At 41.4% G+C, this 23,201-nt stretch carries 14 protein-coding genes; 3 read left to right on the top strand and 11 right to left on the bottom strand.

The annotated features are described in order from the left end of the window. Positions 1-101 precede the first annotated feature (101 nt). The 4 genes from AC5590_RS23150 to AC5590_RS23165 all read right to left on the bottom strand — a co-directional run bounded on the left by AC5590_RS23150 (position 102) and on the right by AC5590_RS23165 (position 4,978). A complete protein-coding gene (locus tag AC5590_RS23150) occupies positions 102-1,607 on the bottom strand; it encodes an Ig-like domain-containing domain (RefSeq protein ID WP_169265748.1) in 1,506 nt (501 codons plus the stop codon). A gap of 205 nt (positions 1,608-1,812) precedes the next feature. After that, positions 1,813-2,628, bottom strand: a complete 816-nt coding sequence (locus AC5590_RS23155) for a TIGR03943 family putative permease subunit (RefSeq protein WP_169265749.1) — start codon at positions 2,626-2,628, stop codon at positions 1,813-1,815. A 10-nt stretch (positions 2,629-2,638) separates the two neighbouring features. Beyond that, positions 2,639-3,697: a permease gene (locus AC5590_RS23160; protein ID WP_169265750.1), complete on the bottom strand. Its 1,059-nt coding sequence runs from the start codon at positions 3,695-3,697 to the stop codon at positions 2,639-2,641. Between the two features lie 807 nt (positions 3,698-4,504). Then, positions 4,505-4,978, bottom strand: coding sequence for a hypothetical protein (locus AC5590_RS23165; RefSeq protein WP_169265751.1), 474 nt, complete (start codon positions 4,976-4,978; stop codon positions 4,505-4,507). Between the two features lie 315 nt (positions 4,979-5,293). Between AC5590_RS23165 and AC5590_RS23170 the strand changes: the two genes are divergently transcribed. Beyond that, positions 5,294-9,859, top strand: a complete 4,566-nt coding sequence (locus AC5590_RS23170) for a WD40 domain-containing protein (RefSeq protein ID WP_169265752.1) — start codon at positions 5,294-5,296, stop codon at positions 9,857-9,859. An 86-nt stretch (positions 9,860-9,945) separates the two neighbouring features. After that, on the top strand, positions 9,946-10,119 hold the full coding sequence (locus AC5590_RS23175; protein ID WP_169265753.1) for a hypothetical protein: 174 nt from the start codon (positions 9,946-9,948) through the stop codon (positions 10,117-10,119). Positions 10,120-10,513: 394 nt separating this feature from the next. On the opposite strand, the gene AC5590_RS23180 is transcribed toward AC5590_RS23175, so the two are convergent. From AC5590_RS23180 to AC5590_RS23200, 5 genes are all read right to left on the bottom strand, one after another. After that, positions 10,514-13,405, bottom strand: a complete 2,892-nt coding sequence (locus AC5590_RS23180; RefSeq protein ID WP_169265754.1) for a caspase family protein — start codon at positions 13,403-13,405, stop codon at positions 10,514-10,516. 89 nt (positions 13,406-13,494) lie between these two features. Continuing rightward, positions 13,495-15,762: a caspase family protein gene (locus AC5590_RS23185; protein ID WP_169265755.1), complete on the bottom strand. Its 2,268-nt coding sequence runs from the start codon at positions 15,760-15,762 to the stop codon at positions 13,495-13,497. A gap of 165 nt (positions 15,763-15,927) precedes the next feature. After that, positions 15,928-16,857 (bottom strand): DUF2382 domain-containing protein, encoded by a 930-nt coding sequence (locus tag AC5590_RS23190; protein WP_169265756.1) that lies wholly within the window; start codon positions 16,855-16,857, stop codon positions 15,928-15,930. Positions 16,858-17,257: 400 nt separating this feature from the next. Then, a complete protein-coding gene (locus AC5590_RS23195) occupies positions 17,258-18,196 on the bottom strand; it encodes a DUF2382 domain-containing protein (protein ID WP_169265757.1) in 939 nt (312 codons plus the stop codon). Positions 18,197-18,478: 282 nt separating this feature from the next. After that, on the bottom strand, positions 18,479-19,321 hold the full coding sequence (locus AC5590_RS23200; RefSeq protein ID WP_169265758.1) for a DUF2382 domain-containing protein: 843 nt from the start codon (positions 19,319-19,321) through the stop codon (positions 18,479-18,481). A gap of 348 nt (positions 19,322-19,669) precedes the next feature. On the opposite strand from AC5590_RS23200, the gene AC5590_RS23205 reads away from it, so the two are divergent. Further along, positions 19,670-20,302: a bifunctional 4-hydroxy-2-oxoglutarate aldolase/2-dehydro-3-deoxy-phosphogluconate aldolase gene (locus tag AC5590_RS23205; protein WP_169265759.1), complete on the top strand. Its 633-nt coding sequence runs from the start codon at positions 19,670-19,672 to the stop codon at positions 20,300-20,302. Here the strand turns inward: AC5590_RS23205 and AC5590_RS23210 are convergent. Beyond that, complete coding sequence (locus AC5590_RS23210) at positions 20,295-21,698, bottom strand: WD40 repeat domain-containing protein (protein WP_169265760.1); 1,404 nt, start codon at positions 21,696-21,698, stop codon at positions 20,295-20,297. The two genes, AC5590_RS23205 and AC5590_RS23210, sit on opposite strands and share 8 nt — an antisense overlap. 61 nt (positions 21,699-21,759) lie before the next feature. Then, positions 21,760-22,305, bottom strand: a complete 546-nt coding sequence (locus AC5590_RS23215; protein WP_169265761.1) for a ferric reductase-like transmembrane domain-containing protein — start codon at positions 22,303-22,305, stop codon at positions 21,760-21,762. Positions 22,306-23,201: the final 896 nt, after the last annotated feature.

A 23,201-nucleotide genomic window follows, 5' to 3' on the forward strand; every position in this document is an offset into this window, starting at 1 on the left:
TATGAGCCTTTAACTAGTGTAAGAAACCTTAGCAACAGCCTTAAGAAACACTGTCCCTGTTTTTTAGAGTTCCCTATTCCTGTTGAGCGTTAAGCGTGTTTTTACGGTAGCCAACGGGGATGAAATCCCACCAATGGAAGCTGTTGTGGCTTGATCTCGTTTGCCGCACTAGGATCTGAGATTGGCAACAAGGGCATTAACCACAGGCTACTGGTCGCGATTGGCTGTCCTTCATCAGTTGTTAACATATTCGCTTGTGATGAGTCAGTGGGGGAAGTCTTGGGTACAACTTGGTCAACTAACAACCCCAAACCATCAGGTGCTAAACTCATCTGTACATTCCGTTGGTTAGGGGGCAATACTAGCAGTGGTTTTTGTTGCATGGTTTTGAGGTCAATTGCCACTAAATATGGTTGTTCTTGATAGAGTTCCCCTTGTAAAAGCTGTGTTAACAAACAGTAAAGCGTGGGTGAAGCAGTATCAAACTGGCAACTGAGAATTGAACCTGTGGTGCGTAACACTGGTTTTTGGACGCCTTGGTTTCTCAGCAAAAACAATTCTCGCGTGGAATCTGGATTAAACTTGACCATTGCTGCTTGCAACCCATCCGGAGAAAAAGCCTCCACCAAGCCAAACTCCGGAAAAAATTCTCGGGGTTTGCTGGCATCTCCTTGCAGAGGTAATAGCCCTATTCCCTGACCTTGGGCGATCGCTACCTCTTGACTATCCGCCGTAATCAGAAAGTCTCCTCCTGGTTGACTTTTGAGACGTTTAGGGTTTAGTTTTTCCTGAGAACTTTCGTTGTTTACGGACATAAACCACAGCCCAAAGTCACCCGGTTCATCTTTTTTTCCTCGTTGGACAACAAGAGTTTTTCCATCTGGCGATAAGTCAAATTTCAGATTTTGAAATTCTTTGTTATCCAGAAGTAAATCAACTTTACCCAGTGCTTGTGCTGGTTTTTCAGGTTTTGCAGAAATACCTGTTGTCACTGTGTAAAGTTCAGTTGAGAGTAAGTCTTGGCTTCCTAGTTTACGAGCAGAAAATAAAATTTTCTCTCCATTTGGAAAGGGCTTAAAATCCATGACAACCAAGTCTTTTGGGGTGAGTACCATTTTTCGTTCTTGGCTTAGGTTGTAAAGAACTAATCGCCCCTTGTCTTGTTGATCTGCCCCGATGTAAAGAATAATGCGATCGCGTGTGCGGAAACTTCCTGTAAAAGGTTGTATCTGTCTATTTTTGTTCCCTTCTTTTTGGGAAAATTTATCTACCGCTCCCTGCAACTGCACTTTGTACGTTGTTCCATAGGGGGCTGGTGTCATCAGTGTGTAAACCATCCGCCGTCCTGCCCAACTCACTTTACCTGCTAAAGGCGGATCAATTTTGATGTTATCCTCTACGCTTTTTGAGTCCATTGGGCGACTGAAGGTGAGGGTAAAGGATGTGTCATCTGCTGCAATTAGTTGATTTTGCCAGCTAAAATAACGCACATTCGGCTTAACTCCATCACCCTGTAACATTAATAGCCCAATCAGCAGACTGAGGATGAGTATCACTCCTATAGCAATACGATCTAAAGGTTGGAAAAAAATTTTACTGGTGGTCATTATTATCAGTTATCAGTTATCAGTTATCAGTTACCAGCTATAGGACTCGTATTTGATTTTTGACGAAGCTAGGTACACTTTTATTGCTTCTTAAGCGTTAAGCGTCTCTACTTTGTGATTCACACTCATCAAACCGGATTCCTATATCAGTCATCAGTCATCAGTTGTTAGTGTTCACTGTTTACTGTTCACTGTTCACTGATAACTAGTAAGTATATGGATCTTTGGGTTGAGGAATTTTCTTCAAGGAAGTTGCATCGATGGTCAGTTGACGTTTATTTGCTAGGTTTTCCGTCACCATTTGTCCTTCGACTTCTAACCAGGTATCGGCTGGGTACTGATCAGCACTCTCTTTCAGTTTTACTGGTAATCCTACGGGATACGCATCTGCAGCACAACAAGTAATCACAAATCGTGCCAAGAACAAATGTTCTTTTCCTATATCTGGTGGATGGATGACAAATCCTTGCACCTTGACTTTTTGTCCATTATATGCGTCAGGTTCTGGGTAGACATTCAGCGTACGTACCCAACCTACGAGTGTTCGCTCTTCTGGAGGGCTGGAAGCCTGAAATGGTTGAGGTTGGGGGCGTTTTCCTTGAAGTTGATCCGCTGTTGTTTGGGGTTTAGCGCGTGTTGCTCCCATTAAATCTGTTACACCTCGCTCAAGCGCAGTTTGGCTGGCAAAAACGTGGGGTGTGATTATTAATCCTAAAATTGCTGCTGTTAATACTAAAGCACTGCTCCAACCTGGTGGAAATAAAGTCAAGTGCTGTACATTTGGGGTGATTTCACGACGTCGCTGCAAAAGCTGCAGTGCCTTGAAAAAAGCAATAGTTATCAAGCCAATGGCACCTACAATTGCTAACCAAAAGTAGTCGGGGTGAATTAACAAGTTTAACTTGTTAGTCAGCCAGTATTTCAGAATTAAAACACCCCAAGCTGTAATAGCTAAAACATCCACCCAAGGCAGTAATTTTTGAGAAGGAATTTTAGATTTTCTTTTTGGTATTGAAGTCATTAGTCATTTTTTAAAGGACGTGCAAATTGATGAAGAGTGTGAATAGAAATGTTAACAGTCCTGCTAAAACAAACAAGTAAATAACAGCCCTTGGTTTAAAAATGGATAATAATAAACCAACGCCTTTGATGTCAATCATTGGTCCATATATCAAAAAAGCCAACAAAGAACCGCCGGTAAATATCGAGGCAAAAGACAGGGCAAAGAATGAATCAACTGTAGAACAAATTGACACCACCACAGCTAATATCATCATGGCAGTGATGGAGCTAATTGGACCAGCCCCTAAACCGATGATAAATTCACGGGGGGTTAGTACTTGAATAGCAGCAGCAATGGCGCTTCCTATAACCAATACTGCTCCTAATTCACGCAATTCTTGCACACAATTATCGACTAACAACCGCAGTTTATCTGATAGAGGTTTACTGGGTTTAGAAGCTCGCATATTTCCTTGCAAAATATCCCCATCCATGCGTATGTTTTGTCCTGCTTGTCCTCCTAGCAAATATGTTCCAGACTGTAATAAAGTAGATCCACTTGCCTCCTGCTGTTGAACGAATTGACTTTTAGGGCGGCGTTTGGGTTGTGGTTTTGCAGGTGGATTAAATTTTAGATAACGGGCGATCGCAGGTTGTACCAAAGGATCTAAATTTTTTTGAAAACTAAAGATATAGGCGACGATAACTGCGATCAAGAAAGAAAGTACGACTCGTAATACCACGATTTCTGGCTGATCGCGAAATGCTGTCCAAGTTGCCCAAATGACGATGGGATTGACAGTCGGTGCTGCTAGCAGAAAGCCAATTGCTACTGGTATGGGGACTCCTTGCATCAGCAACCGTCGTGCTACTGGTACGTTACCGCATTCACAAACAGGAAATAAAAAGCCCACGAGACTACCAACCAATGCACCCAGAAACGCATTTTTGGGCATTTTTTCTACCAGTTTGCGCTCATCGACAAAAAACAGTAGCAAACTAGAGAACAAAACCCCAAGCAACAAGAAAGGTATCGCCTCAACTAGCAAACTAAGAAAAAGAGTGAAACCATTGTTCAGTTGATTCATGTGTGTCGCTGATCAAAGCGGTGTTGAGTTTTCAGATTTTGCCAAGTCATTTGATGCAAACAAGTATTACTCATAGGTTGTGATTATTCAAGAACACTCAAGTAACAAGATGTTTTTATGTTAATTGCGATTTTTTATCTAGCCAATCTTCGTTAACCATGAGTCATGAGCAATTAGCAGTCCGATATGGCTGTATATACTTGTCTTTGTCCTTTGTGTCCTTTAGGTGAGCCGTAGTTTCTAGATTGTCAGACTTCAGAATTAGTTCCAATTTGGGAGAGTCAGCACTTATTTGCACAATATGTAATTAGCAAATTTTTCTAGTGAAAGTAATTTTGCATGTTATGTTATTCTTCGCCCATTGTCATAAAGGATTCACAGTTTTTAAACATTTGGCGATCGCGGTAGGTAATGACTCATTTTGGGGTATGCCTATTTTAGGTAACATCTCATGCGAGTATGGATAAATAAGTACTACAAAATTTTTCAAACTGCAAGACCAAAATGGAACAAATATGTTCACAAGGGTGTAGGGTGCGGAGTGTGGGGGTTCCCCGCGTTGAGGCATGTGGCGTGAGCCAGTTCCCACTCTTGCAGTCGCGCCCGAGAGCGGGAGACAAGGACTGCGCTGTGCTGTCTCTCCGGGGTGAGGCAGCGCGGTCTTGGGGAGCGCTAGCCATGCAGGAGGGTTTCCCTCCGTAGGTGTCTGGCGTGGTTTCCCCCATGAGCGGCTGCCGAAAGGGTTTCCTTATACCCCGTTCTCACGTCAGTGCTGACATCATTACTTTCCTTTGTTCAAAATATCTTCTACCAGCCTTCTAAAGTAACTTCGTCGCCTTTGTAACCAATCGACTTGAGTGCTTGATTGAACTGCTGTAAACTAACTTTGTTAATATCATCTACCATTTCAGAAAACATTATGTAACCAAGCTTAGAGCCTTCATCATCTAGTTGTTGAGCTTCCATGTAGGAGCGTGCTAATTTTCGAGCTTCAGTCATCATTTCCGCATCTTTAGCTGATACTCCATTTTTAGCGACACCTTGAGAAATAAGGTACTCAGACGTTTTTTCACGATGCCATAAATAATAAGGCTTACCTTCATTGGGCGTGATTTTCTCAAATAAACCACCATCTTTAGCCATTTGACTAGGTTCACCATCTTTTTCGCGTAATCCATATTGCTTGAGCAGATTACCGAATTTGACGGCTGACACTCCAAACTCTTGACCTAGTTCAGTTAAGGTTTTCCAAACTTTTCGGAAGTTGTTTTTCTTTCCCACGATATAATTATTTTCGGTAATAGTGTTAACCTTGACACTTGTAATTATTTACTCACATATAGAATTCCTATTTGATTTTTGAAGAAGCTAGGTACACTTTTATTGCTTCTTCGCTGTTCGCTGTTAAGCGTCTCTACTTTGTGATTCACACTCATCAAACCGGATTCCTATATTACCAATTATTAAGATTTGCGTATATCTTCTCGAAGAGTCTTGCACCCTACTCTAGGCGCGGCCGTCGCTAACCTTATGCTATTAAAGAAGATATGGACTAATGTGAAATAGATATTTATCGTATAATATTTTAATTTTCAAATGAGCAAGTCAGTTGTCATCAATCTGGGACATGGTAACTTGTGTGATGGATTTCCAAAAGTGACTATCCAATTGTGGACATTTAGTCAACCGCTTCGAGAGCAATTCATCGGCTCGTTACCCCCTGCACCAAACTTGATTGAATTGTATCAAAAATGGCAGCTAACCTATTATAGTTTATGTAAATCCGTGTATCTACGTTCCAGGTTGGCAGGGGAAGATGATGAACTCGAAATTGATGAAGGCGCTATAACCAACGTCTCTACTGTTGAATTCGAGGATTTATGTCAACAGTTACAAGAAAGTATGAATGCTTGGCTCAAATCCGAGTCAATTCTCAATACTAGCCGACAACTACGCACCTTACTAAACCCAACAGAAGAAATACGGATAATTCTTGAAACTGATAATGAAATAATACGGCGAATACCCTGGTATCGCTGCGATTTATTTAATGATTATCCACACGCAGAAATAGCTCTGTCTCAATCAGAATATAAACGCCCCAAATTGTCACAACTACAAGTTCATAGAAAAACAGTCAGAATCTTGGCAATTTTGGGGAACAGTGAAGGCATAAGTCTGGAAGTAGAAAGTGAGTTTATCAAGAATTTTCCAGGAGCAGAACCTGTTTTTCTTGTCAATCCTACACGTCAAGAATTCAACACACAGCTTTGGGATTCTGCTGGCTGGGATATCCTATTTTTTGCTGGTCATAGTCACAGCGAAGGTGAAACAGGTCGGATTTATATAAACGAAAACAAGACAAATAATAGTCTAACAATTGAACAGTTAGAAGAAGCACTGAAAGCAGCCATTGACAACGGTTTGCGCTTGGCAATTTTTAACTCTTGTGATGGTTTAGGATTAGCAAATGCCCTACAGAAATTGAATTTTTCTACAGTGGTTGTGATGCGAGAGCCAGTACCAAACTTCGTAGCACAGGAATTTTTTAAGTATTTTTTGCAAGTTTTTGCACAAGAACAACTGCCTTTACACCTATCAGTGCAGCAAGCACGCAGAAAGTTACATGGTTTAGAAGATGACTTTCCTGGTGCTTCTTGGTTACCTGTTATTTGTATTAATCCTGCAGCAGAACCACCAACTTGGTTACAACTGAGTGAAAAAACCCTTCATTCCCATTTAGATCAAAATACGAAAATAAGAGCCACCAGCAAATATCAGGATTGGGGAGAGGCGATTGATGCCTCAGTGTTTTACGGACGTACTGAAGAACTCACCACATTAAGGCAATGGATTATTAAGGAAGATTGCCGACTTATCACGTTAATTGGTATGGGTGGGATTGGCAAAACAACTTTGTCTGTGAAATTAGCACACTTTCTGGAAGATGAATTTGAGTACTTGATTTGGCGAAGTCTCCGTAATGCGCCATCAATTCATGAGCTTTTGAGCGACTTAATTAACTTTTTGTCCAATCAACAGCAAACCGTTTTACCAGAAACTTTAGACGGTAAAATCTCTTGTGTAATAAAATATCTGCGCAACTCACGCTGTTTGTTAGTGCTAGACAATGGTGAGTCAATTTTATGTAATGACAAACGCGCTGGAGCATATCGACAAGGATATGAAGGATATGAGCAACTTTTCAGATGTTTGGGAGAGAGTAAACATCAAAGTTGCCTGGTGTTAACCAGTCGAGAGAAACCTAGAGGAATTAGCGTCAAAGAAGGTATCAACTCTCCTATTCGTTCATTAAGGTTGTTTGGCTTAACACAAGGAGAAGGTCAGGAAATTCTGGCAGAAAAAGGCTTTTGTGTATCAGAAGAACAATGCCGATCGCTTGTGGAATATTATGCAGGCAATCCTTTAGCCTTGAAGATTGTCGCAACAACTATTGCGGAATTATTTGATGGCAATACCGCTCAGTTCTTACAACAAGGCACAATTATATTTGGAGATATTTCCGATTTACTAGATCAGCAGTTTAATCGGTTGTCAATTTTAGAAAAACAGGTGATGTACTGGCTGACAATTAATCGAAAATGGGTGTCGTTTCCAGAATTACAAGCAGACATGATTCCTGCTGTCTCACTACGAGATTTGTTAGAAACATTAGAATCTTTACAATCGCGTTCATTAATTGAGAAAAAATCTGGTAAATTTACCCAACAACCAGTAGTGATGGAGTATGTGATTGACACATTCATCGAACAGATTTGCCAAGAGATTGAAACTCAAGAAATAGCATTATTTAATCGATGTGCATTAATCAAATCTCAAGCCAAAGATTACGTGATAAGTGCACAAATTAGGCTGATCCTAAAACCAGTAGCAGATAAACTATTAACTCTTTTTGGTCATCGAGAAAATATTCAAATTTCTTTGAATCAGCTTTTGTCAAAACTGAGGTCGTCTACCTTACAAAAACCAGGATATGCTGCTGGTAATATTCTCAATTTACTCTGGCAGCTTCATGTAGACCTCAATGGTTATGATTTTTCCTACTTAACTGTTTGGCAAGCTTACTTACAGGGCATGAATTTGCATCGAGTCAACTTCGCTAACTCCGATTTAAGTAAGTCTGCTTTGACTCGAACATTAGGAGGAATTTTATCAGCAACTTTTAGTCCAGATGGAAAATTTTTGGCAACAGGTATTGACGATGAAATTATTTTGTGGGAAGTTGCAAACATTAAACAAATTATCACCTACAGTGGTCATATTGGTTGGGTGCAATCTCTTGCTTTTAGTCCAGACGGACAAATTTTAGCAAGTGGTAGCAACGACAAAACAATTCGGTTATGGAATATTCATACCGGACAATGTCTGAAAACACTGCGAGGTCATACTAATTGCGTACAATCTCTTGCCTTTAGTCCAGATGGACAAATTTTAGCAAGTGGTAGCAACGACCAAACAATTAGATTATGGAATATTCAGACTGGACAATGCTTAAAAATTTTGCCAGGGCATACGAGTCGGGTTATATTTGCTAGCTTTGCTTCTCCTATCGGAGACGCTGCGCGTTCACGAAGTGTGCGCTTTGCGCTTACGCAACGCTGCGCGAACAGTCTTAATGGGCAAACATTAGTTACTGGTAGTGAAGACCAAACCGTGAGAGTTTGGGATGTGAACACGGGTGAGTGTCTACAAATCCTAGAAACTCATATCAATTGGGTGCTATCTATTGCTTTAAGTCCTGTTCGCGTAGCGTCCCCGCAGGGGTTTAAGCAAACACTAGTCACTGCAAGTGATGGCACAACAGTAAAATTCTGGGATTTAGCCAGTGGTGAGTGCATAAGAATATTACCAGATTACAACAGTTATGTGTGGGCAGTTGCTTTCAGCCCAGACGGCAAGACATTGGCAACCGGGAGTGAAGATAAAACAGTCAAGATATGGGATGCTTTAACAGGAGAGTGTTTGCAAACTTTGCATGAGCATAGCGAGCGCGTTTGGTTGGTTGCTTTTAATCCAGATGGACAAACTCTGATCAGCGCAAGTGAAAACCAAACGATGAAGCTGTGGGATGTTCATACAGGAGAATGCTTGAGAACAGTGGATGGATATAGTAATTGGGTGTTATCTGTCGCTTTTAGTTCAGATGGTCAAATGCTGGCAAGTAGTAGCGAAGACCAAAGGGTAAGATTGTGGGATGTTGTGACAGGCGAATGTCTACAAACTTTACAAGGACATACTAACTTGGTTTCGTCAGTCACTTGTGCGCCACAAAATATAGATGTTCGTACAAACAAATTCATCACTTCAGGTGTTGAAACAAAGCAAAAAAGTCAAATTTTAGCAAGTAGTAGTGATGACACAACCATAAAGCTTTGGGATGCAAGTACGGGTGAGTGTGTGAAAACACTTTGGGGACACAGTAGTTGGGTACATGCAATCAGTTTCAGCTTAGATGGACACATTTTAGCAAGTGCTAGTCGTGACCAAACGGTAAAGCTTTGGGATTGGCGCACGGGTGAGTGTTTGCACACTCTCGAAGGACACACTCATCGCGTCAAAACAGTTGCTTTTAATCGTCAAAGTTCAATGCTGGTAAGTGGTAGCGACGATAACACAGTCAAGCTTTGGGAAGTCAGTACAGGAATTTGTTTACAAACGTTCCCAGGACACAGTGACTGGGTTTTATCTGTTGTGTTTAGTCCCTGTGCAGGTATCCTTGCAAGTGCTAGTGGAGACCAAACAATTAAGCTGTGGGATGTTAGCACAGGCGGTAATTTCAAAACATTTCAAGGACATACATATCGAGTCAGAACAATCGCTTTTAGTCCAGATGGCAAAACTTTAGCCAGTGGAAGCGACGACCAAACAGTTAAACTGTGGGATGTGAGTACAGGTGAAAATTTCAAAACATTTGTAGGACATCATAAAGCAGTACGCTCAATTGCGTTTAGTCCCAATTCTCCCTTATTAGTCAGTTGCAGCGAAGACGAAACCATCAAGCTTTGGAATATTGAAACAGGCGAATGCGTGAAAACGATGAAAATCGACAGACCCTATGAAGGTATGAATATTACAAATGCCATTGGTTTAACAACTTCTCAGAAAAACACATTAAAAGCTTTGGGGGCAGTAGAAAGATAAATTAGAGGTATGATTTTATTGGGGTTCACCCTGAGCGTAGTCGAAGGGTAATATCACTGTTACAAAATTTTGGTGCAATATCGAATATGGAAAATCAAAAAGCGAAAAAAGATCCTGAAAGTCAAGTCACATCTGAAGCAGATGATGTTAAGAAACAGATAGACCTAGAAAAGAAAGAATTGAAAAGAAGTCTGGAAAATGAAGCTGTACCTGATACAGAAGGTGAATTTGATTCTCCCAGTAAAGACAGAGGTCCATAGCTCAATACCGTTTGGCATTTAGAAACGTTACATGCAACGTCTGTGCTTTTTATTTGCTGAGGAGCGCGATCGCTCTTGGCTGCTAAATATTTGACAAATAGCTCTTTTTGCTGTATTAAAACCTTAGTAAAATTAAGATACAAGCGATCGCTCTTAAAAGTAAGAACTAGTTGTCGGGTGAGGTGGCGATACGCAAGAGCGTCAAGCGTATGCGCAAAGCGCACGCTGCGCGAACGACTGCCCTTCGGCAAGCTCAGGGACCGCGCTCACGCCGAAGTCCAAGGGCTGATCGCTTTTTAAAATTCGCTATGTAAATAACTCTAGAACTACCTTCGTTTATATATTCAGAACTAGCGGATCATTGAAGGTGATAGCCCCTACTTTTTGTCAAAACTTATTTATTAAAATTAAAATTATTTAAATAAAGATAGATATCAGAATTCTGATTTTTATGACCAGTTATAAGGGTTTGATCAGGTATATTTTTAGAGTACGCTGACCACATTTGAGAATGAAGATACAAGTCAAATATATTTCCGACTACAACAATCCCAATATTTGATTCGTTGAAAATTGGATATTTTGTATCTTTCGACCTATTTATAGCGCCTTTCTTTCCATTCGACTGTTCGCAATTATATTTCAAAGCGCTTGTTAATCTAACATAATATATCCCTGGCTCTTTTGGTGCAGTTAGCTTAAAAGGTTTTTTGTCTTCATTTTTTTCCCCTTTAATACCAAGTTGACTAACATCTATGCATGCTGGTTGACCTTTACCTGGAATACCAATCACGATTTTGTTAAATACTGTTGAATACGCTTGTGCACTGTCATGAGTGTAGAGATATCTGTAACCAGTAGTCCCGTGAATCTCTTGCCCGGGAGAAGCAAATATGACATTTTGTTTATGTGTCAAGGTAGACAATATTGTCCCCATAAATGTCGCTGCGGATGCAACAAATGTTGTGATGACCAGCGACACAGTGATCCCAATGCCCCAACGCGAACGCGAACGGATGTTTCTATGTTTTTGCCTAATGCTGCGCTGGACAAACTCAGTTTCTACCTGATTTAACCAGTTATTGTTGGGTGAATTGAGTACTTCCTTCTGTAATACATCCAGATAGGGATCACCTTGCCAAAGATAGTCTGGCTGTTGCTTACTTTTCCACTCAACAGCAGCAGGTGTTAAACGGCGTTGCAGTCTTAAATTTTTCTCCTCTTTTACCCAATTTTGCAATCTTTGCCAACCCCGCACTAAAGCATCATGGGCAGGTTCTACATAACATTTCTCTTCTCCATCTGTTCCACCAATCAGCAGCCGTGCATCACTAAAGCGCTGAATCACCTCTGTGACTTGCGGCTGTAAAGCCTCTGGATACTCCAGTTCCGACATCGGTACTTGTCTGCGTGCTATTTGCCCACCCCCAACAGCAACCATCCGCAGCATCACGTGACGTACAGTTTGCTCGTAAGCTGGGTTAAGCTCCACGAGTGCTTTATACTCCTGGTCAGCGCGTTGCGTTAGAGATTGGATCACCCCTCCCAATTCTTCATAATCTGCTTGAGTCAGAGCGCGGTCAATAGTTATACCTCTGTAACTTGCCTCGCGCTGTCGCTTTAAATACTTCAAGTACATCTCGCTCAAGGCGAAAGACAGCAATGGCAATGCTCCTGGCATATCCGCCACTTCGTCAATCAACTGGTCTACCAGACTATGCGGATTGAAATACATCACCCGTGCTTCTGCTGGTTTCTCAATTGCTTGGCGTAATTGTGCTCGCGACATCGCAGGCACAATAAATCGACCTAGTTGCCAATTATTCTTTATGGTGCTGTTTTCCAACTGAAGGGCATTAGGAAGCAACTGTAAGATAGAGTCTCGCAGATGGGGTTCAAAATCGGAGCGTAGCGTAATTACTACCCGTAATTGCTGAGGATGGATGGCGATCGCCTGACCTAATTGCCTAAAAAACTCCTGACGTTCTTTCTCATCTCGGCACAGGGTAATCAGTTCTTCACTGTGGTCAATACATAATAGCAGCTTAGAGTTGGGGTTGCGACTTACCCAAACTTTTATACTCTGGGCAAGGTTCTTCACAGCTTGCCCAAAAGAAGCATTGGGAACTTCTATTTCTGGCAATTTGCCATTTTTGAGCGCAATATTCAATGCCCGCAATGGAAACTCACCAGGACGTATAGTTGACAAAATGTACCATTGCTCCATAGTTGACTTTTGCAGTTGAGGAACTAATCCCGCCTTCACCAAGCTGGACTTCCCTGAACCGGAAGCACCCAACACTACTGTGAGGGGATTAGTGGTGACAAACTTGTGCAGCTTTTCTACAAGTGCAGTTCTACCGAAAAACAGTGAACTGTGTTTTTCCTCAAACGGCTGCAAGCCGCGATAAGGATTTTTCGACTCGTCTAAAGGAGGTGCAGGCGGTAAGTTCAGTGGATGTCCAGGTGTAAGGAAAATATACTCGCCTTTATCATGTTTGTTCAGTGGCCAAATTCCGGGAGTTTGTCGTAAGCAATTTCCTTGAGTGGCTAATTCGACGCGATCGCGCAAATATAAATACAATTCTGTAGCAGTAATCACCCCATCTCCACAGAGTTTCTCATTACTAGCCCGAGGAAAAGCATCAGCTTCTCCTGTGAGTGCTTCAAACAACGCGCTGGCAAACGGCGAATGATTGTCAATTTCACCGCGATCAATGTTAAAAGTAAAGGCATCTAAGGCTTTTTGATTCGAGGCGGCGCTAGTTATCACCTGCCATGCTGGGTCAGTAATAAAGCGATCATAGCGTTCTTGATGAATTACCTCTGGTGCAGGTAACAAGTCTCTAGTACTTGACCGACGAAAAGCCCCAGCAAAACAGCAATCGAGGATTCCCAGGAAATGACGGCAAGGCAACTTACTCAAGCTTTCATGTACCAGAGTCATTGGTAGGTAAGTTTTGGTATCTCTCAACTTGGCATCTTGGGGAACCAAATAACCAGCAGGACCATCCTCAATATTAAGGGCAATACCATGACCTGCAAAGTAAAACAGCAAGCGGTCATCTGCGGTAACTTGTTGTGCAAGAGTTTTCTCGAATAAATCCTGAAGATTCTTGAGAGTTGCTTGTTGATCTAAGTACATCGACACCTGGTATCCATGCTTTTTGCGCAGAATTTCTACCAGCTTTTTGGCATCATTGACAGCGTTGTGCAGGGGGGAAATGCCGTTGGTATAATTGTTAATTCCAATCACAAATGCCATATTGCGTGCAAATTCTGGCATGGCGGTAGTTCCTTATTTCTGTTTTTACCAGTTTGATTACATCAGGAAATAGGTGACACCATTTGCAACTTATGCACCCTCACATATGGCTACCGTACCCGACTTTGAAAGCTTTGATTGCTGGGTTGTGTGTCATTTGATTTGTGTTGCCAGAACAGCAAGCCGATCATTGCGAATACAGCCAATCCTCCAATAACCATATCAATTAACCATTTGGGTTTGGTTGCCTGGGCTGGAGTAGTGTTGGTAGTAGGATTCACAATCGGTGTTGCGACAGCAGCCAAGGAAATACTCGCATCTGGTGTGGGCGCCAAAGTTGTCTGTTGAGGGCGCACAGTTGTGATGGTCATTTGACTGCTTACCCAGTCGTCACATAATTCTTCTTCCTGTGGTTTGGCTGTGATGTCACGAGATGGAATCCGGTTCATGAGGCGGTTTAGAGTACCTTTACCACCACGAAGTGTTGATACTGAGCGAGAAGGTAAATCAAGTTCGCTTTGTTCGAGCAAGGTAGCATCAAATTCGGCGGTACTGACAATCAGTTTGAGAATATCTTTGACTTCGGTAATTCCTTGTTCCCACCATAGTTTTTCTGGAACTGTGGCAGAAATCGAGTCACCTCCTAACGCCCAAGCTTCCTGTCCTGGTTGTAACCAGAGTCCTCCGCCGTCAAATAAATCAGCACTAACGGCGTAGCGGTCTGTTAAATCCAACACAGAGCAGTACAGTGGTTCATGGGTGGTGTTTTTCAGCTTAATTCTCAAAGAAGGTGGGTTCCACTTATTATTTTCCTGTCGATATTCCAAGCGCAGTTGCACATCTTGCAGTTCTTGCCCGTTTTGTTCAATGACCATTTGCACTGCATTAGGTCGAATGCGACTGCTGGCGGGACTGGAGAGTTCAACGATATTCGTCCAACGAGCAATATGTTCTAATCGCTGAATAACCTGTAAAGCTGTCGCGGTTGTGTAATCCTGAATTTGTGCGACTAACAAACGGTCATCGGCGGGTCGTGTTATGAAATATTTACCATCACGAGCAACCAGTTGGAACTCGGTTTCTTCAAGGGTGGTGACTTCACGAATATATAAAGAAGGTTGACTTTGAGGACCGGCTTGCAAGAGTGCGGTGCGAGCAAGTTGTACTCCCGCTTCTTCTCCTGTGATCAACACTCCTTTGGGTGGTAGGGGTAAACTGGTGACAACTGCTTTGAATGTTGTGTCGGGGTTTAAGTTCTCTATACCGCTGATGTGAATTTTACTAACTTGCGGTAGGACTTGCAGGACTTTTGCTTGAGCGATTGCTCCTGACAATTGACGTAGTTGTTCGGCAGAACTCTCAAAGGGAAACAACGCCAGTAAGGTTGTCTCATCTACAGGTTGGGGAATTCCGTGAACTGCACCGCCATCAATCACCCAGCCGTGGTCTTTGTGATCATACACAGTGAAGTAGGGAGTGCGTGGGGCGATAAGCCCTTGGCTTAAAGCTTCGCTTATCGCACCCCCAAGAAAAGGTTGGTCTAAGTCCCCCAAAACTGTTGCTTGTATTTGCGGAGATTGTGCTGTAACTTTAGAGCGAACCAGAGCATTGGTACGTTTGAATAAGTCTCGATAACTCAGGTTACCATTCGCTTTCTTTAAAGTGTCGAGCAAAAAGTAAGAAAATGCTCCCCGACGTTGCCCATCCCCGTTATACTCTTTAGCTAATTCGGTGTTTAAGCAAGCTGAAAGAAAAATATGTTTTCCTTGCAGGAACTTCCAGCGACTTAGATTTTCTTCCCGACTCTGGGAAGCTGCTAATTGGTTGACTTCTGCTATGGAGTTGATGAAGCTGTCTAAAGGTCGCTTTCGTCGGTCACTTTGGGCTTGACGGACTGCTATTTCCCCGTCCAAATCACGAGTCCCAGAACCAGAATGACAGCAGTCCATAATCATAGTAATGTGAGGATTTTTTGCAGCTACCTCAGCGATGAGTTTCGCCAACTCCTTATCCGCTAAGTCCCAACCTCCGGGACTGCGACTGTCAAAACACACAATGGTTTCATCGAGTTGGTCTGGCTCTAAAATCCAAAACTCTTCTGGGGCTTCCTCTTGACTACCATGCCCCGCAAAGTAAAAGAATACCACGTCCTCACTACTGGCTTGGCACAGATGTTGCCGGAAACCATCAATGATTGCTTGACGGGTGGCATTTTGATTTAGTAGTGTGCGCAGATGTAGCTGGTGTCCATCTGTCGCAACCCGTCCTTGCAAATATTCTTGTACAGCCATGATATCGTTGACACAGCCCTGAAGGGCAGAGACAGGACTTACGTATTCGTCAATACCAACCAGCAAGGCATAGATATTACGAGTCATATTTATCTAACTTTTTATATAGATGCAACGATATTCTGCTACAACAGAACATAGCAACTTTCCAAATTATTTGATAAAAAAGGGAACTTCAACAAAATAAAGACTCCCAAGTCGCTACGGACTTAGGGTCTATTGAAAAACTATTGGGATGATAGGATTAGGTTTTTATTTTTTTGAGGTGCGGGCAAACCACTCCTTATATGTTTTCTGATGTTCTTCATCTTCCACAATGACTGTGACTCGCACTGCTTTGCATCCATGATTTCGCTCTAGGGCGATCGCATTTAAAAGTAAACTGGCTATTTTTGGAGAGCTAAATTCACCACTTACAGTTAAACCATCATCCGAATGGCTAGTCGTCGATATTTTTGGAGAGCTAACTTCACCACTTACAGTTAAATCATCATCCGAATGGCTAGTCGTCGGTGCAGATGTTTCTCGTTGAGTCAAATCAACACCAGAAATTGCTTCTCCTCCTAAATCTATTTGTGCAAGCTGTTTGTATTCTGGGCTAATTTGTTCGACTATAAGTTTCTCGCGCCGGATTGGCACTTGTACAATGTGGGTTTCAATTTCTTTACGGACAATCACCTCACCAACTTTATGTTTGGTGCGCTCAATGATTAATCGTTCTCCGAGCAAACGAATAACATCTTCTACTGAAGAAACCTGACTATTTGTAGCAGCTGCTACTGCTGCAATTAGTTCTGAGTTTTGTGTGTTTGCTTCTTGAGTGTTTAAATTATCTTCCATTTCACTATCTTGAGTTTCTCTTTCTATATAGTTAGGTAAATATTGTACTTGCGATTTCTTTAAGTTTATGAAAATGAATTTATTTGGTGAGTCAATTTTTTCGACGAGCTTACTGCTTAATAGAATTAATCGATCATTTTCCTGACTGTCCGACTTCGATACAACGAAATTTACCTGACGATTGATATCTATGATTAAATCTCTAACTTCACCTACGACCTGACCTTCCCGAGCAATTACAGCATATTTTTTGACTTTTGCCCTTAAATTTTTTAAAAGATTACCAATTCTTGCTATTTTACTTGCCTTTTCATGACTGATATTATATTCTTTGTCAATCATTGCTAAAAATTAAAATAAAGAATCCAGGAGCGGAGCGCTAGATAGCTCCGCCTCCGGTCAGAATCACTTACGTTCGCGGGATTTGGATCTCAACCAACTGTAGGTAGCGTATAGACAGTGGGGATTTAAACCCCTACTCTACCGAGTTTCGCTCTTAGCGTGCGCTTGCGCTTACGCAGTCGCCTACGGAGGCTCTCTCGCTCTCGGGCACGACTGCGAACCCGCCACGCCTTACAGTGAGTCCAGCACTGGTCTCACCTCCTGCGCCGTGCTGGATCCTAACTCCTGAGTTCTTTTGTTAAATTTTTCAAAAATCTTGATTTGATTTACTTTACTAATGATAAGTAGAGACCCGAAATTCCGCGTCTCTACTTATATCACTTAGTAAATAATATTTGATTTAACGCTCATCAATGGGAAGACCGGGAGCGTTGATATCCAATTCTTCACGACGAATTGTTTCTTGAGCCTCAACCGTGTCTTGGTCTACTACTTTCTTCACTCTGACTTCTTCACGTAGAAAAGCTTCTTTGCGAACGTCAGCTGTTTCTTCGTAAATTTCTACGCGAGCAACTTCTCCTTCACGGAAGGTTGCTTCACCAGGAGCAACTGCTCTACCAGCATCTGCTGGAGTGACTCGCTCAACAACAACTCGCTCTTTTTCTACTGGAATAGCAACTCGTGCAGTTTCAGTTTCAATATGTTTACCAACCGTAACTTCTCCAGCTTTCTGGCGTCTCTTATTAGCAACTAGCCGTTCTTCATATAATCTGAGGGTTTGATGATCCTGGTCGTTCATATTGTACAACGGAGCATCTTGATCATATTTGTATGTATCCCGGTCATAAGTGGGATTATTTACCGCAGGTGTTGGTACCACTGGTGTTGGTACCACTGGTGTTGGCTGATATCCTGCTGTCGCCGCTGAATATGTTGGATCTCCTAAACCAGCCGATGCTTCCAGAGGAGTTGTTGTATCTAAGGGAGCGCGATATGTACCGCGTACCCGCTCTTCATAGTCGTAATCAAGAACGTCATGCTCGTTGTACTCAGGTAATCTTTCAGCTTGTTCTCTGGTCATTCCAATTGCATAAACGCGATCAACATTATAGTCAATGCGAGAACGACCAACTGGTAACAAGACTTTCTTGCCAAAAATCCAGAAACCTAGGTCAACGACTAAATAACGGAAATGACCTTCTTCATCTACTAAAACATCACTTACAGTACCGACTTTCTCATCGCTTCCTTCCCCATAGACACCCATTCCTTTAATGTCATTACCTTGGAAAGTATCTTTGTAGTCTGCATCAAAGTCTGCAATTTTATATAAACCCATGATAATTTCCTCTTAACCTATTTTCTCATTTCTCATCTATGATATTAACCAGGTTATCTAATATGCTCCATCTCCCTAACGAGGGAATCAGTTGATGTTACTAGTGTTCTAAAGTCATATCTTATTTTTTGTGATTAACTTCTCTTGCTTTTTTTTAAGTTTTATACTTTTTGTTCCGAGCAGAGTTTTAAATAACAAAGACAGGCAAAATATGAGTCCTTTTTCTCTTGCCTGTCTTTTTTGAGACCACAACTCTATTCAAACAGTTTTGAAAAAATCAATTTAAACAAGATCATTTGGATTCATATCAGTTTGAGCTATGGGTAAATCTCCTTGAGTCCGAACGTCTAACTCTTCCCGACGAATTGTTTCTTGTGCTTCAATTGTCTGTGTTTTAACCACTTTTCTAACGCGGACTTCTTCACGTACAAACGTCTCTTTATGAATATCAGGCTTTTCTTCGTAGATTTCTATGCGTGCTATTTCCCCTTCTTGAAACTGAAATTCACTCGGATTTACTGCGATGCCTGCATCTGTAGGATTAATTCGCTCAATAATAACTCGCTCTTTTTCAATTGGTACTGAAACACGTGCTATTTCTGTTTCAATATGCTTACTAACTGCGACTTCTCCTGTCTTGACACGGTTTTTATTGGCAATAAGCCGCTCTTGATATAGTTTGAAAGTTTGATGGTTCTGGTCATTCAAGTCGTACAGGGGTGCATCCTGTTTATAATTATAAGTATCTTGATTATGATTTACATCACTAGAATTTGGACGATAAGCGTTACGTAGCTGCTCTTCATAATCGTAATCAACACTCATGTCATCTTTGTAGACAGGTAAACTTTGCACTTGCTCTTTGCTCAGCCCATCGACATAAACACGCCGCTGATTATAATCTGTCCGGGAAAGACCAATTGGTAGCAATATTCTTTTATTAGATGAATTATACTCAGTATCTATAACTAAATAACGAAAGCGACCATCTGCATCAACTAGAACATCGCTGACTGAGCCAACTCTGACTCCACCTTCTGTATATAAGTCCAAAGTTGTGATATCGTCGCCACCTAAAGTTTCAGCGTAATTTGGATCAAAGTCTGCAAGTTTATAGAGAGGCATAATATTATTACCAGATCAATTAAGAATGTCTATCCTTTTTTAATCTAGAAATAGATTTAATTTTTGTCATCTGGCTGGCGACTTAATTTATCTAATTAATAATTAGTCATTAGTTATGACTAATTAGTTAGTAGACTATTAAGAAAATGATAGATAGCCAAAAAAAATCTTCCGAAAGATAGGCGAAGAAGATCAACTTAACTCTCTAGTATTGAAATATATATGTCTATTGTAGGATACAAGATGTATGTCCTAATCATTCAGACATAATTTGAAATATTCAAAAGGTAGAGAACTACAATCTACTATGATCAAAACTGCTAATCTAAAATATAAAACTCGATAAAAATGTCTGGTCAAGCTTGGTTATCGCAGCTCAAACAACATAAAGTTATTGCAGTTGTCCGCGCCCCCAAAGTGTCCTTGACACGCCAAATGGCTTTGGCTGTGGCATCTGGGGGAATTCAATTAATTGAAATTACCTGGAATAGTGCTGGTGCGACTGAACTGATTGCACAACTAAAAATAGAATTACCTAATTGTACTATTGGAACTGGTACACTGCTAAATTTAGAACAAATGCAAGAAGCAATTGCAGCGGGGGCACAATTTCTCTTCACTCCCCACGTTGATCCAAAGATGATTCAAGCAGCAGTGGATATAGGCGTAACTATCATACCAGGAGCACTCTCCCCAACGGAAATAGTAACTGCTTGGTCTTGTGGAGCAACCTGTGTCAAGGTGTTTCCCACAGAAGCGATGGGAGGAGTCAGTTATATAAGAAGTTTACGAGGACCTTTGGGTCACATTCCCTTGATTCCGACAGGGGGTGTGACTTTAGAAAATGCCAAAGAATTTTTAGAAGCGGGGGCGATCGCAGTTGGTTTGAGTAGTCAATTGTTTCCCAAAGAGTTTGTCGATACACAAAACTGGGAGGCGATCACTTCAAAAGCTGCAAGCTTAATGCAAAAAATTAGTTAGTTGTGTTGTACCCTTGCCAAGGGCTAACTTGGAGTATGCCTTGCTTAGTAAACACCACCCTGAAATGGACAATTGCTTCCCTAGTTGCTGGTCGTCTTTTCACCAGCCTAGAAAGTAAGTCATTTTTCTTCGTGGTTTCTTCAGTTGAGTAACCACCATTTGAATTGACGAGTTGATAACCTAAAATTGCTCCATCACTGGCTGCACCCAAGCGGTAAACTAAATTTTCCTGACTCCGCCCTCGTTGTTCCCAAGCTTGATTGACTTGGTTGTAAACCTTTTGGTTCAAAGGATAAAACAGGGTGGAGTCTGTGCTTTCTGGTTGTTTAGTCAGAACTGCTGCTAATTCTACAGCAGAAGGTAGCGTGACAATATCAGTTTTTGAAGGCACTTGCCAAATCTTGATAGTTTTGTCTGCACTACCACTGGCGAGGGTATGATTTTGAGGATTGAAAGCTACAGACCAAACGGCTTTGTTATGCCCGACAAGAGTGTTAAGCAACTGCCCAGTTTGGACATTCCACAACTTAATTGTCCGGTCATAACTACCACTGGCGATTTGCTTTCCATCCGGACTGAAGCCAACAGACCAAACTCCATTGTCATGTCCAGAGAGGGTGTGCAGTAATTCCCCTGTCTGGGAATTCCACAACTTAATAGTCCTGTCATAACTGCCACTAGCAAGAGTTTTGCCATCAGGACTCAACGCAATAGACCAAACGGCTTGATCATGTGCTGCTAGGGGGGTTCTCAACTTTCCAGTTTTGAAGTCCCAAATCATAATTTTGCCGTCTTCATTACCACTGACAAGAAGCTGCCCATTAGGACTTATCACTAGGGTTCTGACTGCATCTTGTTGTTTTATAGTGCGTATCACCTCCCCAGTCTTCACATTCCACAGCTTGATTGTCTTATCCCAACTACCACTTGCGATCTGCTTTCCATCTGGACTAATAGCAACAGATTCAACATCGTCTAAATGTCCTGAGAAAGTACGAATGAGTTTGCGGGTTTGAAGATTCCACAACTTAACCTCATTATCCCAACTGCCGGAAACAAGCATACGCCCGTCAGAACTAATGGCTAGGGATTCAACCGCATCGCTATGACCGTCGATAGTATCGAGTAATTTGCCAGTTTGCAGATTCCAAATCTTAAGAGTGCCATCGTAGCTACCACTGACTAAAGTTTTGCCATCCTGACTAATTGCTACTGCATAAACCCATACGGAATGCGCTTTTAGAGTGCGAATAGGTCGAGTAGTTAGCAACGATTTAGAGGTTGATGAAGTCTTTGGTACTGAAGACAAATTCCACCAACTCAACCCTACAACAGCGGCTGTTGTAGTGATTACAAACCCTAAGAAAATTTTCCAATAGGTTTGTTTTAACAGCATAGAAAAATGATTCTTGTTTAGAAATTGACTTGTAATTTTCATTGCCACATCAACATTTTTGTCAGAGTTCTTTTTTGCTTATCTTTTCTTTTTTTTGTTGCTTTTTCCCTTTTTCAATTCTAAATCTCATAAAAAAGAAAACTGTGATTCCGCTCAGACCCACAATTGCAAAGGGCGTTAAATACGTCCAATGACCTGACATTTTGTCCAAAACATGCCAGATTAAAAGAAACATAGCCAAATAAGTGAGTTGATGCAATTTCTTCCAATTTTTCTTCAGCCTCTTTACACTCCAATCATTAGAAGTGATAGCCAGAAGTGTAAAAATTATGAAAGTTCCTATTCCTTGGATATAAATCCAAGATGTCTCTAAGTCTAAGAAATCAATTTTTCTTTGTTTGACTAATAGAAACCCATGACAAAAAGCAAAAAAGAACGCCAAAATTCCTATAAGACGGCGTTTCTTGAGTAGCAATTGAGGAATACCAGTCTCTTTTGTTTGAGGGAAAACAATTCTTAGAATCGTCGGAAGTAATGTGACAATATAACTGAATAATGCCAAGAATCCCAGAATGTGAGGCTGTGTTGGTATATCTAATTTAAACATAATAAATATCTAATTTCTGGATTGATTTCCAATACATAATCGAACCCCGTCGCCTGCTTTGTTTGAGGTGCGGCGATTTTTGAGGTCGTGGTTACTGGAATGCTGAAAGTTTTGTTTTACAAGGCGTTGAGCTGCAATGGTGTGAGGCTTGTTTGATTAAATTCTTTACATGAGAATTTATGCTTACCTTTTGCACGATTTGATAAATTTCACCAAACCTGAATCAGCCTAGCAGCAGTCAATTTTTGTCCTCCATAGTAGTACAACGACTGAGGTGAACACCCCTGAAAGCAAGTACAACCAAATAGGCTGACTTTGCTCCATATATAGGTGAAAAACTGGTTTACTTATGCAGTACTTGAAGAAGTAAAAGTTAAAGAAAGATTTAAAATACTTATTATTTTTTATACTAAAGTTAAATGTCATCTATCGGGACTTAAACAAAATCGATAGACGTTGGCACTTTGAAAACATTCATAATCTCCATACATGACGAAGACTACAGCAGCATTCAGTCTACCTTGAATATGATCCTGGGTTGAAAACGGAACGAATAAAGAACAATTATTACGGTCGTAAGTCATCTTTCGGTTTGTATTGAGCAAACTTAAGTCTCACAACCCAACTGCGCTAAGTTGCTATGGATTCTATGGATTCAATATAGACAATTGACCCTTTGTTGTAGTCCACTCTGGGTTGACATTTTTGTACAATCGAGTGATGGATGAACCTGTCCATCTCGCAGTGGAAGGTTGTCTCCAACTTTAGTTGGAGTCTGAAGTCAGCCAATTTTGGATTTGGGATTTTGGATAATGGAATTGACTCCACCCTAAAGGTGAGAAGCTTGAAAATGAGCGGATTTTGAATTGAGGAATTAATTCCGTCCTAGAAGGACG

The sequence above is a fragment of the Brasilonema octagenarum UFV-OR1 genome, from assembly GCF_963888615.1.
In the GTDB taxonomy this organism is placed as follows: Bacteria; Cyanobacteriota; Cyanobacteriia; order Cyanobacteriales; family Nostocaceae; genus Brasilonema; species Brasilonema sennae.